The 14,767-nt window shown below is 72.0% G+C and carries 8 protein-coding genes and 1 pseudogene; all 9 read left to right on the top strand.

Going from position 1 to position 14,767, the window contains the following annotated elements:
- Nucleotides 1-51 precede the first annotated feature (51 nt).
- Nucleotides 52-429 (top strand): annotated as a pseudogene (locus tag ACFZCP_RS19670) (hypothetical protein); the annotation flags it as partial.
- A gap of 46 nt (nucleotides 430-475) precedes the next feature.
- Entirely contained in the window at nucleotides 476-1,252 is a 777-nt protein-coding gene (locus ACFZCP_RS19665) for a TIGR03936 family radical SAM-associated protein (protein WP_391428286.1), read from the top strand.
- Nucleotides 1,253-1,514: 262 nt separating this feature from the next.
- Nucleotides 1,515-5,861 (top strand): Rne/Rng family ribonuclease, encoded by a 4,347-nt coding sequence (locus tag ACFZCP_RS19660; protein ID WP_391428285.1) that lies wholly within the window; start codon nucleotides 1,515-1,517, stop codon nucleotides 5,859-5,861.
- Between the two features lie 240 nt (nucleotides 5,862-6,101).
- Nucleotides 6,102-6,422 carry a 50S ribosomal protein L21 gene (gene rplU, locus ACFZCP_RS19655; protein ID WP_164583905.1) on the top strand — a complete coding sequence of 107 codons (321 nt, stop codon included), beginning with the start codon at nucleotides 6,102-6,104 and terminating at the stop codon, nucleotides 6,420-6,422.
- A 14-nt stretch (nucleotides 6,423-6,436) separates the two neighbouring features.
- The gene (rpmA, locus tag ACFZCP_RS19650; RefSeq protein WP_023550764.1) at nucleotides 6,437-6,691 is read left to right on the top strand and encodes a 50S ribosomal protein L27; all 255 of its coding nucleotides are present in this window, start codon (nucleotides 6,437-6,439) and stop codon (nucleotides 6,689-6,691) included.
- Between the two features lie 160 nt (nucleotides 6,692-6,851).
- Nucleotides 6,852-8,300 (top strand): GTPase ObgE, encoded by a 1,449-nt coding sequence (gene obgE, locus ACFZCP_RS19645; protein WP_391428284.1) that lies wholly within the window; start codon nucleotides 6,852-6,854, stop codon nucleotides 8,298-8,300.
- A 353-nt stretch (nucleotides 8,301-8,653) separates the two neighbouring features.
- A complete protein-coding gene (locus tag ACFZCP_RS19640) occupies nucleotides 8,654-10,204 on the top strand; it encodes an alkaline phosphatase D family protein (RefSeq protein WP_391428283.1) in 1,551 nt (516 codons plus the stop codon).
- Between the two features lie 586 nt (nucleotides 10,205-10,790).
- Nucleotides 10,791-12,290: a D-ribitol-5-phosphate cytidylyltransferase gene (locus ACFZCP_RS19635; protein WP_391428282.1), complete on the top strand. Its 1,500-nt coding sequence runs from the start codon at nucleotides 10,791-10,793 to the stop codon at nucleotides 12,288-12,290.
- A gap of 169 nt (nucleotides 12,291-12,459) precedes the next feature.
- The gene (locus ACFZCP_RS19630; RefSeq protein ID WP_391428331.1) at nucleotides 12,460-14,565 is read left to right on the top strand and encodes a hypothetical protein; all 2,106 of its coding nucleotides are present in this window, start codon (nucleotides 12,460-12,462) and stop codon (nucleotides 14,563-14,565) included.
- Nucleotides 14,566-14,767: the final 202 nt, after the last annotated feature.

The raw sequence follows: 14,767 nt of genomic DNA, 5'->3' as shown, positions 1-14,767 counted from the left end.
AGGGACGGCCGGGGCGTCTACCCCGGTATGGATCTGGACAAGCCGCAACCAGAGGTGGGGGCGGCCCTCGGGCATGCCTGGCGGATCGCCGGGCGGATCTCGCGAGCCGTCGGCCGCGGGCTCGGCACCCTCTTGCGATGGATCTTCGTGGAGCCGCTGCGCCGGGTGTACCGGACCGTCCTCACCCCGGTCGGACACGTCGTGCGGGACGCCGTCCTGCGGCCCGTCGCCGAGGCCGCACGCCTCGCGGGGCGGGCCGTGGGGCCGATACTGGCCGCCGGCCGCGACGCCGTACGGCAGGCCCGCGCCGACCTCCGGCGGATGTTCCTGGGCGAGCCCCGGCCGCCGGTCGCGGTGGACCGCCGGGAACCCGCGGGCCGCGACACACGTACTCTTGGTAGCAGTACGACCGCTCTCACGAAGGACTAGGACACTGGGCAAGCGACAGCCCGAAGGCCCGCCGCCCGCACCCGCGGTGCAGCGCATCCGACTGCGCTACACCAAGCGCGGCCGCCTCCGGTTCACCAGCCACCGTGACTTCCAGCGCGCCTTCGAGCGTGCGCTGCGCCGAGCCGAGGTGCCCATGGCGTACTCGGCGGGGTTCACGCCACACCCGAAGGTGTCGTACGCCAATGCCGCACCCACCGGCACGGGCAGTGAGGCGGAGTACCTGGAGATCGCGCTGACCGCGCCGCGCGACCCCGAGACCCTGCGCGCCCTGCTCGACGAGTCCCTGCCCACCGGGCTGGACATCGTCGACGCGGTCGAGGCACGGACCTCGGGACTCGCCGACCGGCTCACGGCCTCCGTCTGGGAGCTGCGGCTGGACGGCGTCGACCCCCTCGACGCCGAGCGTGCGGCCGAGGCCTTCACCAAGGCCGACACCGTCGAGGTGCAGCGCATGACCAAGAACGGCGTGCGCACCTTCGACGCGCGCCCCGCCGTCGTTCAACTGGAAACGCACAGTTCGTCGGCTGATAGGCCGACCGACCAGCCCTGTGCGATACTGCGGCTGGTTGTTCGGCACGTGACGCCTGCCGTACGACCCGACGACGTCCTGTCCGGTCTCCGCGCCGTGGCCGACCTGGCGCCGCCGGTCCCCGCAGCGGTGACCAGGCTGGCGCAGGGGCTGTTCGATGAAGAGACCGGCACGGTGACCGACCCGCTCGCGCCCGACCGCGAGGCAGCCGAGGCCCTGACGGCCCAACCGGCTGCCGCCGCGACGGCGCCGACGCCGGAAGGTTCCGCGTAAGGACGGACGTCGAAGCGTCGCCCTCGTACTCGGGAGCCACCTGGGTCGGGCAGCGCACCGACCAGAAGACTTTCGCCAGGCCGTACCGACAAGGCGTACGGAACCGGCGAGACAGGACACAGAGTGCTCCCGTGCGGCGCCCGCGCCCCGGACGGCGGTCATCGCGCATCGCGCGGGCCGCGGACGTCAACGGCGGACGGTCCATCGAGACCGACGCCGGACCAGGCGCGGCGCCCGGGAGCCTGACGGGAGAAACGCCCGCATGCTCGAGCCGATCGAACCCCATGAGGGTTCCGAACTGAACACCCCCAGCGACACCCTGCCTCCGCGCAGGCGTCGCCGTGCCGCCTCCCGCCCGGCGGGCCCGCCCGTTGCGGGCGAGGCCCTCGCCGAGGTCACCGTGCCGGCCATACCGGCCGTGGAGACCGACGAGGTGGCCGAGGCGGAGGAGAAGGCCGCGGCCGAGGCCGCACCGCAGGCCGCAACCGAGGCCGCACAGCCCGTCGCCGCCGGCGAGGAGCCCGCGTCCGCAGGACGCCCCCGGCGCCGTGCCACCCGCCGTGCCTCCGCCCCCGTCGGATCGCCCGCGTCCGCGGAGGCCGTCGAGACGGTCGTACCGGCTGCCACGACGACGGTTGCCGAGACCACTGGGACCACCGTGACGGCCGAGGCCGTCGCGTCCCCGCAGGCCGCCGAGGAGCCGGCGCCCGCCGGCCGTACCCGGCGCCGTGCCACCCGTCGATCGTCCGCGCCCGCCGGAACGCCGGCGGAGTCCGAGGCGCCCGCCGCCGCGTCCGCTGTGCCGGCCGCCGCCGGTGCCGCCGGGACCGAGACCCCCGCCGAGGGCGGGACCGAGGCCGACGAGAAGGCTGCGGCGGAGGCCGTGGCGGAGACCGCCGAGGCCGAGCCCGCTGCCCGGCCGCGCCGCCGCGCCGCCCGGCGTGCCTCCGCCCCCGCCGGTGCGCCGAAGCCCGTCGAGACCCCCGCGGCCGAGCCCGCCCCGGTCGCCGAGGCCGCGCCTGCTGCGGACCTCGCGCCCGCTGCCGAGGCCGCTCCCGTCGCCGAGGAGTCCGAGGCCGCTGCCGAGGAGGCGGCGCCGCGTCGTACGCGTCGTCGTGCGACCCGTCGGGTGTCCACGCCCGCCGGTGCCCCCGTCGCGGAGGAGACCGTCGTGACCGCTGCCGAAGCCGCCCCGCCCGTCGAGGAGGCCGAGGCCGCCGAGACCATCCCTGTCACCGAGGCTCCCGTCGCCGAGGAGCCCGTGGCCGCTGCCGAGGAGGCGGCGCCGCGTCGTACGCGTCGTCGTGCGACCCGCCGGGTGTCCACGCCCGCCGGTGCCCCCGCGGAGGAGGCCGCCGAGGCCGCCCTGCCCGCCGAGGAGACCGAGGCCGTGGCCGTGCAGGCCGCCGAGCCCGTCGTCGCTGAGACCCCCGCCGCCGAGGCCCCGCAGGCCCCCGCAGCCGAGGCCCCCGCCGAGGAGGCGGCCCCGCGCCGTCGCCGTCGCGTCGTGCGGCAGGCCGCGGCCGGGTTCACCGCGCCCGCGCAGTCCCCGGCCGAGTCCGCAGAGGCCGAGGGAACGCGCCGGCCGGCCCGGCCCGCCGTGGCCGTGTTCCAGGCGCCGGTGTTCGCCGAGCCGAGGTTCCAGACCCCGGAGCGGGCGGCCGCCGCGGCCGCTGCCGAGGCCGCCGAGGCGGACGAGGCGGACGAGACCGAGGAGTACACGGAGGAGCGCGCCGAGGCCGCCGCCCCGCGCGGCCGCCGCCGTCGGCGCCGGGGCGCCGCCGAGGAGACGCAGGCCGTGGAGGCCGTCACCGAGGAAGAAGAGCCCGCTGAGGGCGAGGAGCCCGAGGACCTCGCCGAGGCCGAGACGGACGCCGACGCCGACGCCGAGGAGGCGGAGGGCGCCGAGGGCTCGGACGGCTACGAGGAGTCCGGCTCGCGCCGCCGTCGCCGCCGGGGCGGCCGTCGCCGTCGCCGCGGTGACAGCGCGGACGGCGAGGGCGCCGACGCCGAAGAACTCGCCGCCGAGCAGGCCGCGCAGGACGCCGAGGACACCGCCGAGCAGGAGGAAGAGGACGCCGACGAGGCTCGTGACGACGACTCGGACGGTTCCAGCTCCAGCCGTCGCCGTCGTCGCCGTCGCCGCCGGGCCGGAGACAGCGCCGGCGACAACGAGCCGTCCGACGGCGACCCGGAGCGCACGGTCGTCAAGGTCCGCGAGCCGCGCAAGCCCGCCGAGCCGTCCGACGAGGTGCAGTCCATCAAGGGCTCGACCCGTCTGGAGGCGAAGAAGCAGCGCCGCCGCGAGGGCCGCGAGCAGGGCCGCCGGCGTGTGCCGATCATCACCGAGGCCGAGTTCCTGGCCCGCCGCGAGGCCGTCGAGCGCGTGATGGTCGTCCGCCAGCACGGCGAGCGCACCCAGATCGGCGTGCTCGAGGACGGCGTGCTCGTCGAGCACTACGTCAACAAGGAGCAGTCGACCTCCTACGTCGGCAACGTCTACCTGGGCAAGGTCCAGAACGTGCTGCCGTCGATGGAGGCCGCCTTCATCGACATCGGCAAGGGCCGCAACGCCGTCCTGTACGCCGGTGAGGTCAACTTCGAGGCGCTCGGCATGGCCAACGGGCCGCGCCGCATCGAGGCCGCCCTGAAGTCCGGCCAGTCCGTCCTCGTCCAGGTGACGAAGGACCCGATCGGGCACAAGGGCGCCCGTCTGACCAGCCAGGTCTCCCTTCCGGGCCGCTACCTCGTGTACGTCCCCGAGGGCTCGATGACCGGCATCAGCCGCAAGCTGCCCGACACCGAGCGGGCCCGCCTGAAGACCATCCTCAAGAAGATCGTCCCCGAGGACGCGGGCGTCATCGTGCGCACCGCCGCCGAGGGCGCGAGCGAGGAGGAGCTGCGCCGCGACGTCGAGCGGCTGCAGGCGCAGTGGGAGGACATCCAGAAGAAGGCCAAGAGCGGCAACGCGCCGACGCTGCTCTACGGTGAGCCGGACATGACCGTCCGGGTCGTCCGCGACATCTTCAACGAGGACTTCTCCAAGGTCGTCGTCAGCGGCGACGAGGCCTGGTCGACCATCCACGGATACGTCTCGCACGTCGCCCCGGACCTGGCCGAGCGGCTCTCGAAGTGGACCTCCGAGGTCGACGCCTTCGCCACGTACCGGATCGACGAGCAGCTCGCCAAGGCGCTGGACCGCAAGGTCTGGCTGCCCAGCGGCGGCTCGCTGGTGATCGACCGGACCGAGGCGATGGTCGTCGTCGACGTGAACACCGGCAAGTTCACCGGCCAGGGCGGCAACCTGGAGGAGACGGTCACCAGGAACAACCTGGAGGCGGCCGAGGAGATCGTGCGCCAGCTGCGGCTGCGCGACCTCGGCGGCATCATCGTCATCGACTTCATCGACATGGTCCTGGAGTCCAACCGGGACCTGGTGCTGCGGCGCCTGCTGGAGTGCCTGGGCCGCGACCGCACGAAGCACCAGGTGGCCGAGGTGACCTCGCTGGGCCTGGTGCAGATGACCCGCAAGCGGGTCGGCCAGGGCCTGCTGGAGTCCTTCTCCGAGACCTGCGTCCACTGCAACGGCCGTGGCGTCATCGTGCACATGGAGCAGCCGGCCGTCGCCGCAGGCGGTGGCGGCGGCAAGCGCAAGAAGCGCGGACGCGGCGGTGACGTGCACGAGCACGAGACCGCCGCCGTGGCCGCGGAGACCGGCGAGGCCGTCGAGCCGGAGACCGAGACGCCCGCCGAGGTGGCCGCCGAGGTCGCCGAGCCGGTCGCCCTGCCCGCTCCGGAGTTCGCGCCGGACGAGGAGCTGTACAGCAGCGTCGCCGAGGCGGAGGCGGCGGCCACCCGTGGCCGTGCCCGCCGCCGCGCGAGCCGCCGCGCCTCGGCTCCGGCCGGTGCGCCGAAGGCGGGGAGCCCGAAGGCCGCGCAGTCCGCCGAGGTGCCGACGGCCCAGGCCGTCACTCCCGCCGAGGAGGCCGCGCAGCCCGTGCAGCCGGTGCCGGCCGCCGAGGCGCTCGCCGGGCCGGTCGCCGTCGAGGAGCCGGTGGTGGCCCAGGAGCCGGCCGCCGAGGAGGCCGCGCCCAAGGGCCGTACGCGTCGCCGCGCGACCCGGAAGGTGTCGGCACCGGCCGGTTCCCCCGCGGGTGCGGAGGCGGCCGTGGTGACGGTCGCCGAGCCCGCGCCGGCGGCCGAGCAGCCCGAGCCCGCGGCTCCGGCCCCGGCCGAGGAGGCGCCCGCCGAGAGCGCCGCCCCGGCCCGCCCGCGCCGTCGTGCCGTGCGCAAGGCCACCGCGCCGACCACGTCCGAGGAGACGGCCGTCCTGGTCGTGCCGGCCACCGCGCCGGAGCCGGCCGCCGAGGCGCCCGCCGCCGAGCAGACGGCCCAGACGGCGGAGGAGGCCGTGCCGGCCAAGAAGACCGCCCGCAAGGCGGCCAAGAAGGCCACGGCGAAGAAGGCGGCCACCAAGAAGACCGCGGCCAAGAAGACGGCCGCCAAGAAGACGACGGCCAAGAAGGCGGCCAAGACCGCCAAGACGGCCGCCGCGAAGTCGACCGCGAAGAAGACCACCACGGTCTCCGCCGCAGGCGACGAGGGCTGAGAAGGCCCGACGGGGTGTGCGGCCGTACATGTGACCGGCCGCACACCCCGGGGGCCCGGCCCGGTTTGACCCCTTCGGCGCTGGCCCCGTAACCTAGACCGTCGGCGTGTCCACTGAACACGCCACATCCCCGTAAACCTCTTCCTCCCGGGCACACGGTTGGCCGGGAGAGGTTGTCCGTGCTGTTCCCGGACGGCTGGCCTGCGGGGGTGCCGTTCTTCGAGCGAAAGAGAGATCCGCGTGTACGCCATCGTGCGCAGCGGTGGTCGCCAGCACAAGGTTGCTGTCGGCGACATCGTTGAGGTTGACAAGATTTCCACTGCCCAGGTTGGCGACACGGTCGAGCTCTCGACCCTGCTCGTTGTCGACGGCGACGCTGTGACCAGCGACCCGTGGGTGCTGGCCGGCATCAAGGTCCAGGCCGAGGTCGTGGACCACCACAAGGGCCAGAAGATCGACATTCTGCGCTACAAGAACAAGACCGGCTACCGCCGTCGTCAGGGCCACCGCCAGCAGTACACGGCGATCAAGGTCACGTCGATCCCCACGGCTGCGAAGTAAGGGACTGAGGAGACATGGCACACAAGAAGGGCGCATCGTCCACCCGGAACGGTCGCGACTCCAATGCCCAGCGGCTCGGCGTGAAGCGCTTCGGCGGTCAGGTCGTCAACGCTGGTGAGATCCTGGTCCGTCAGCGCGGCACCCACTTCCACCCGGGCGCCGGCGTCGGCCGTGGCGGCGACGACACGCTGTTCGCGCTGCAGGCCGGTGCGGTGGAGTTCGGCACCCACCGTGGCCGCAAGGTCGTGAACATCGTTCCGGTCGCCTGAATCGCCTGATTCACGGCTTCGACCGAACGACTCGTTCGTTTCGCGAGGCGGACCTCACTTCCCGGTCGGGAAGGCGGGTCCGCCTTTCGCGTGTTACGTAGTAGACATTCCCGTAATCCTCCAGCCTTCGGCCGGGGGGACTCCCAGGAGGCACTGAACCATGACCACCTTCGTGGACCGCGTCGAGCTGCACGTCGCCGCGGGTAACGGGGGCCACGGCTGTGCCTCCGTCCACCGTGAGAAGTTCAAGCCGCTCGGCGGCCCGGACGGCGGCAACGGCGGCCGCGGCGGTGACATCATCCTGACCGTGGACCAGTCGGTCACCACGCTGCTCGACTACCACCACTCCCCGCACCGCAAGGCCACCAACGGCAAGCCCGGCGAGGGCGGCAACCGCTCCGGCAAGGACGGCGAGGACCTGGTCCTGCCGGTTCCGGACGGCACGGTCGTCCTGGACAAGGCCGGCAACGTGCTCGCCGACCTGGTCGGCCACGGCACCTCGTACGTCGCCGCCCAGGGCGGCCGCGGCGGCCTCGGCAACGCGGCGCTGGCGAGCGCCCGCCGCAAGGCGCCCGGCTTCGCGCTGCTGGGCGTGCCCGGGGACGTGCAGGACATCGTCCTGGAGCTGAAGACGGTCGCCGACGTGGCACTGGTGGGCTACCCGAGCGCCGGCAAGTCCTCGCTGATCTCCGTGCTCAGCGCGGCCAAGCCGAAGATCGCCGACTACCCGTTCACGACGCTCGTGCCCAACCTGGGCGTGGTGACGGCCGGATCGACCGTCTACACCATCGCCGACGTGCCCGGTCTGATCCCGGGCGCCAGCCAGGGCAGGGGGCTTGGCCTGGAGTTCCTGCGGCACGTGGAGCGGTGCAGTGTGCTGGTGCACGTACTGGACACCGCGACCCTGGAGTCCGACCGCGACCCGGTCTCCGACCTCGACATCATCGAGGAGGAGCTGCGGCAGTACGGCGGCCTCGACAACCGTCCCCGGATCGTCGTCCTGAACAAGGTCGACGTGCCGGACGGCAAGGACCTCGCCGAGATGGTCCGGCCCGACCTGGAGGAGCGCGGCTACCGCGTCTTCGAGGTGTCGGCGGTGGCCCACATCGGTCTGAAGGAGCTGTCGTACGGGCTCGGTGAGCTGGTGGCCGGTGCACGCGCCGCGAAGCCGAAGGAGGAGGCGACGCGGATCGTCATCCGCCCGAAGGCCGTGGACGACGCGGGCTTCACGGTCACCCGCGAGGAGGTCGGCGGCGAGGCGCTGTTCCGGGTGCGCGGCGAGAAGCCGGAGCGCTGGGTGCGGCAGACCGACTTCAACAACGACGAGGCCGTCGGCTACCTCGCCGACCGGCTCAACCGCCTCGGTGTCGAGGACCGGTTGATGAAGGCGGGTGCCCGGGCCGGCGACGGCGTCGCCATCGGGCCCGAGGAGAACGCGGTCGTCTTCGACTGGGAGCCGACGGTCATGGCGGGCGCCGAGATGCTCGGCCGCCGTGGCGAGGACCACCGCTTGGACGCGGAGCGGCCCGCGGCGCAGCGCCGACGGGAAAAGCAGGCCGCGCGGGACGAGTCGCAGCAGGCGTACGACGAGTTCGACCCGTTCGAGTAGCCGGGCCGGGATTTCCCGAGGGCCCGGGGGCTGCCGCCCCCGGGCCCTCGTGCGTTCACGGCGGCCGGTGTGGACGGTGATGTCGTACACCGCTGTGCACGGAATGGCCGGATAGATTCGGGATTCACCTACTCACCACCCGATACCGTAAACATCCCCTGACACTCGGTAAGACCCGTTGTGGCAAGATCACGTATTTTCCTGTGGTTCCGGTGCCGCAACGGGTCTTCTGCTGTCTGCCGGTTTGTCATGCACACGAGAGCTCCCGTTCAGCGGCGGACCGGCCGGCCGTGGGAGCTTCCGAAGGTCCGCGAGAGAAGTCCAAGAGGCCCCCGTGGCAAGGGAGTTGGCGAATGACCGGATTAGTGACCCCCGACCGACGCCGCTTTCTGGCCGCCGGCGCCGCCGTCCTCGGCGCCGCGGCCACCGCTCAGCTCTGGCTGCCGGCCACCGCTCGGGCCGCCGAAGCCCCGCTGCCCGACGGCGTGTTCACCCTCGGTGTCGCGTCCGGCGACCCGCTGCCCGACGGCATCGTGCTGTGGACCCGGCTCGCCCCGGACCCGCTGGCGGGCGGCGGCATGCCCGACGCGGTGTTCTCCGTGGAGTGGGAGATCGCCGAGGACGACCGGTTCGGACGGGGCGTCCGCTCGGGCACCGCCGAGGCCCGGCCCGAGTACGGACACAGCGTGCACGTCGATGTACGGGGGCTGCGCCCGGACCGCTCCTACTGGTACCGCTTCCGGGCGGGCGGCCAGCTCTCGCCCACCGGCCGCACCCGCACCGCCCCCCACCCGCACCGCAGGGGCGGCTCGCTGCGCGTCGCCCTCGCCTCGTGCCAGAACTGGCAGCACGGCTACTTCACGCCGTACGCCGACATGCTCGCCCAGGACCCCGACTTCGTGCTCTTCGTCGGCGACTACATCTACGAGTCCGCGCCCACCGCGTCGTCCGTGCGGCGCCACGAGGGCAAGGGGGAGCCGTACACCCTCGTCCAGTACCGCAACCGCTACGCCCAGTACCGCACCGACCCCGACCTCGCCGCGATGCACGCGCACGCCCCCTGGGTGGTCACCTTCGACGACCACGAGGTCGACAACGACTGGGCGGGCGAGATCCCGCAGGACCCCGACAAGCAGTCGCACGACGCGTTCGTGGCCCGGCTGACGGCGGCCTTCCAGGCGTACTACGAGCACATGCCGGTCCGCGCCACCGCGATCCCCGACGGCCCGCACATCCAGATGTACCGGCGGCTGGAGTTCGGGCGGCTGGCCCGGCTCAATGTGCTCGACACCCGGCAGTTCCGCACCGACCAGGCCACCACCCAGGCCGGCGCCGAGGACCCGTCGATGACCATGCTCGGCGCCGCGCAGAAGCAGTGGCTGCTGGACGGGCTCCGCGACTCGCCGGCCCGCTGGAACCTGATCGCCTCGCAGATCATGATGGCCGAGACCGACCTGCTGCTCGGCGAGGGCAAGCTCTGGTTCTACGACGCCTGGGACGGCTACCAGGCCGAGCGCAACGCCCTGCTGGAGGAGTTCGCCGGGATCCGCAATCCGGTCGTGCTCAGCGGCGACCGGCATCTGACGATGATCAGCGACCTCAAGGAGGACTTCGCCGACGCGGACTCCGACGTCGTCGGCGCGGAGTTCGTCGGCACCTCCATCTCCAGCAACGGCGACCAGGACCAGGCCGCCTTCCACGCCCAGTGGGACCCGTTGATGGCGGACAACCCGCACTGGAAGGTGATCGACGCCCACCGCGGGTACCACCTCTTCGACATCCGCCGCGACTGCATCGACGCCCAGGTCCGGGTCGTCGACACGGTCCTCGGGCCGCAGGCCACCGCGAGCACGCTGGCGCGGCTGCGGGTGGAGTCCGACGAACCGGGCGTCCAGGTCGTGTGACGTCGGCGCGAAAGGGGCCCGGGACTCGTCCGAGTCCCGGGCTCTCCTCGTGTGCGGAGCCTGTCCGAGTGCCGGGTCTCTCTCGCTCGTGGGGCTTGTCCGAGTCGCCTTCGTGTCCGGGATGTCGCTCTCCGGCCAAGGCTGAAATGGTGCGGAATGCCGATGCGGAATTCCGTGGCAATGCGCTGCCTGTGGCGAGCCCTATTCCCGGCTCGTCCGCACCGGTGCCGTGCTGCATATGAAGTCCGTACCGGTGGCGTGCCGCATATGAAGAACGCGTGCAGCCCCGCGACCCGGGACGTGAAGATCCCGCCGTCCCGTCCGTGCGCCCCGCGCCCGCGGCGGCGTCCGCCTCGCCCCCGCCGTCCCACGCGACCCGGGCGGCACCGAACGACACCGAACGACACCTGTGGACTTACTCACAGCAATTCCACAGGGGTTCACGGGAGCCGCACCCAATCACCCGGAGTGCTAGGTGAATGACAGGTTGCGGGCACATATGCATGGGACGTCACTCACCTTGCACTGCGGTTACCCGAAGTGGGACCATTTCACGGTTCCCTGTCGCCCCAAGGTAGGTCAGCCTGTGTCACAGCACATAGCCAAGCCCCGAACCACCGCAGTGATCCTGGCCGGTGGCACCGGCCAGCGGGTGGGTCTGTCGATCCCCAAGCAGCTGCTGAAGATCGCCGGCAAGGCAGTCATCGAGCACACCCTGACCACTTTCGAGAACGCCGACTCGATCGACGACGTCATCGTCCTGATGGCGCCCGGCTACGTGCCGGACATCGAGAAGATCGTCGCCAAGGCCGGGTTCAAGAAGGTCAAGAAGGTCATCGAGGGCGGCTCGACGCGGAACGAGACCACCGAGCGCGCCATCGCGGCCCTCCGCGAGGGCCTGGCCGAGGGCGAGGACCTCAACGTCCTCTTCCACGACGCCGTGCGCCCCCTGCTCTCGCGGCGCGTCATCGACGACTGCGTGACCGCGCTGGAGCGCTACCAGGCCGTCGACGTCGCCATCCCGTCCGCGGACACCATCATCGTGACGCGCACCCACGGCGAGGACGGCGAGTTCATCACCGAGATCCCGGACCGCTCCCGGCTGCGCCGCGGCCAGACCCCGCAGGCCTTCAAGCTGTCCACGATCCGCCGTGCCTACGACGTCGCCGCCGGCGACCCCAACTTCCAGGCCACGGACGACTGCTCGGTGGTCCTCAAGTACCTGCCCGACGTGCCGATCCACGTGGTCGCGGGCGACGAGTACAACATGAAGGTGACCCAGCCGGTCGACGTCTTCATCGCCGACAAGCTCTTCCAGCTCGCCTCCACCGCCGCGCCCGAGCAGAACGGCGAGGAGGCCTACCGCGAGCTCCTCACCGGCAAGACGATCGTGATCTTCGGCGGCTCGTACGGCATCGGCAAGGACATCGCCGAACTCGCCGAGTCCTACGGCGCCCACGTCTACGCACTCGGCCGCTCCACCACCGGCACCCACGTGGAGAACCCGGAGGAGGTCGACGACGCCCTGTCCAAGGCGTACGCGGACACCGGCCGGATCGACTACGTCGTCAACACCGCGGGTGTGCTGCGCATCGGCAGGCTCGCCGAGACCGACAACGCCACCATCGAGGAGGCGCTGAAGGTCAACTACCTGGCGCCGGTGCAGATCGCCCGTTCGTCGTACAAGTACCTGGCCGAGACCAAGGGACAGCTGCTGCTCTACACCTCCAGCAGCTACACCCGCGGCCGCGCCGAGTACAGCCTCTACTCCTCCACCAAGGCCGCCATGGTGAACCTCACCCAGGCCCTGTCCGACGAGTGGGCCGGCGACGGCATCCGCGTCAACTGCATCAACCCCGAGCGCACCGCCACCCCGATGCGTACCAAGGCCTTCGGCCAGGAGCCGGCCGGCTCGCTGCTCTCCTCCGAGGCCGTGGCCCGGACCTCGCTGGACGTGCTGCTCTCGGAGCTGACCGGCCATGTGATCGACGTCCGCCAGCAGGACCCGACGGCACCCGCGGGCCAGGCCTCCGGCTTCGAGCAGGCCTTGGCCAGTGTTCTGGACCGCCAGGACGGCGTGGCATAATCAACATCAAATAGGTATCGGTTATTCAGGCCTCTGTGGCTGCGCGTATGCGGAGCATTCACAGAGGCCTGAATCCGTAAGACTCCCAGATCGCCCGCAAGGTCTACATTCCGGCCTCTTTGTCAGCAAAAGGTTATCCGTGATATCCACCGCTATTCGCGTCGCCCGGGTGGGCAGCGCGGCCGAGCTGGCCGCGGCGGCCCTCATGATCCTGGGCTTCCCGGCGCTCATGCTGGCCGCGCTCGTCCCGAGCATTCCCGCCTTCGCGGCCGCGGCCGCCGTGACGTACCTGGCGGATCACTATCTGCACCGCAAGGGCAGCTACCTGATCAACCGCCTCAGCAAGGTCCGGGCCGGACTCTCGATCCGCTTCCTGATCCGGCAGCTGATGCTGATCCTGCTGCTGGCCCGCCTGTCCCACGCGGACGACCTGATCTTCTACGGCGCGATCGCCTGCTTCATCGCCTTCTACGGTCTCCAGGCCCCGCACGGCGCCCTGGTCACCTTCATCCGCAGCCGTCGCCGGATGCCGGTCGCCACCCGCAACATCGACCTGAAGTCCCGCATCCGCATCCCGGACGCCCCGCCGCGCGGCCTGCTGCACCGCTCCACGGAGAAGATCCTCCACCTCGACCTGTTCGCCGTCGTCGGCATCCTGGTCTCCGCGGTCATGGACCCGGACGTCGCGGGCTTCGTGGGGATCGGCCTCACCGTCGGCCTCGGCTGCCTGTACGTCGCGCTGCTGCTGCCGTACGTGCGCGGCAGCAAGACCCCGCCGAAGGCCGATGTCGTCCTCGCCTCCGTCGACGACTGGCTGGCCGCCTACCGGCCGGAGACGGTCCTGTACTTCTCCGGCTCCAAGGACTCCGCGTACCAGGTCAACATGTGGCTGGAGACGATGGAGCAGCTGGACACCCGGCCGCTGATCATCCTCCGCGAGCGCGCGATCCTGAACAACCTCGCGCCGACCACGGTCCCGGTCATCTGCGTGCCCGGAGGCGTGCACCTGATGAACCTGGACCTGTCGACCGTGCGGGTCGCCCTGTACGCGGCCAACGTCGGCAAGAACATCCACATGCTGCGCGTGCCCACCATGAAGCACGTCTTCATCGGCCACGGCGACAGCGACAAGCTGGCCAGCGTCAACCCGTACAGCAAGGTCTACGACGAGGTGTGGACCGCCGGCCGCGCGGGCCGCGACCGCTACGCCATCGCCGACGTCGGTGTCCGCGACGAAGACATCGTCGAGGTCGGCCGCCCGCAGCTGGCGCCCATCCAGAGCCGGCAGGCCGTGCCGGCCGGCCCCCGCGGCGAAGCCGCCGACGGACGCTGCCCGACCGTGCTGTACGCGCCCACCTGGGAGGGCTGGGACGGCAACCCCGGCAACACCTCGATCGTGCTGGCCGGCGAGAACATCGTGAACGCGCTGGTCAAGGCCGACCCACCGGTCCGCGTCCTGTACAAGCCGCACCCCTTCACCGGCACCGTCAGCAAGGAGGCCGGGGCCGCGCACCAGCGGATCACGGCCCTGGTCGAGAAGGCCGCTGCCGAGCGCGCCGCCGACCCGCGCTTCGCCACCGACGCGGCCGCCGAGGCCCGGGCGAAGGCGGACCTGGCCCGCATCGAGGCCCGGATCGCCGAGCTGACCGGCACCGGCGGCGACCGGGGCGACGAGGCCGAGGCCACCCGCGAGGGGATCGTCGACGTCCACAAGCACGAGGAGATCGCCCGCCTGCGTGCCGAGTGGGACGACGCCTACTGGCGCTCCTTCCCGACGTACGAGCACCGGGTCATCAAGGGTGCCGCGCCGCGCCTGTACGACTGCTTCAACGTCTCCGACGCGATGGTCTCCGACATCTCCTCCGTCGTCTCCGACTTCATCGCGAGCGGCAAGCCGTACGCGGTCACCGACTCCGCCGAGGTCGGCGTCGAGGAGTTCAAGCAGCAGAACACGGCGGTGCGTGCCGCGGTGATCCTGTCCAACAGCGCCGCCGAGCTGGGCGGACTGCTGGACGCCGTGCGCGACCCCTCCCGCGACTCGCTGGCCGAGGACCGCGGCGAGCTCAAGCGCTATCTGCTGGGTCCGGACGAGCCCAAGTCCATCGACCAGTTCAACACCGCGGTGGCGAACCTCGGGCTCAAGGCCGAGGCCCGCAACGTCGGCCAGCAGTCGCGGCTGGGTGCGGCGGGCGCCGACCCCGCCCAGCTGACCAACGCGGTGCCGGGGCAGCGCGGGGCGTCCGCCGGTGAGACGGACGGCGTGAGCGCGGGCTGACCCACCCTGCCGTGCCAGGGCCGGCCCCCGGGAGCGATCCCGGGGGCCGGCCCTTTTCCGGCTCTGCGCCCCCGTTCGGGTTCCTCCCCGGTTCAGGTTTCTTACCAGGCACTCTTACCCGTGCCGCTCGCCGACGGTGAGAAGCTCTTACCCACCGTGCGTACTGTCGGTTGTCATCCGCCGCGGCCTCGTTGCGCCGCGC

The organism is Streptomyces sp. NPDC007971 (assembly GCF_042958635.1).
In the GTDB taxonomy this organism is placed as follows: domain Bacteria; phylum Actinomycetota; class Actinomycetes; order Streptomycetales; family Streptomycetaceae; genus Streptomyces.
Note: the sequence above shows the minus strand (reverse complement) of the source record. Positions and strands in the feature narration are given on the sequence as shown.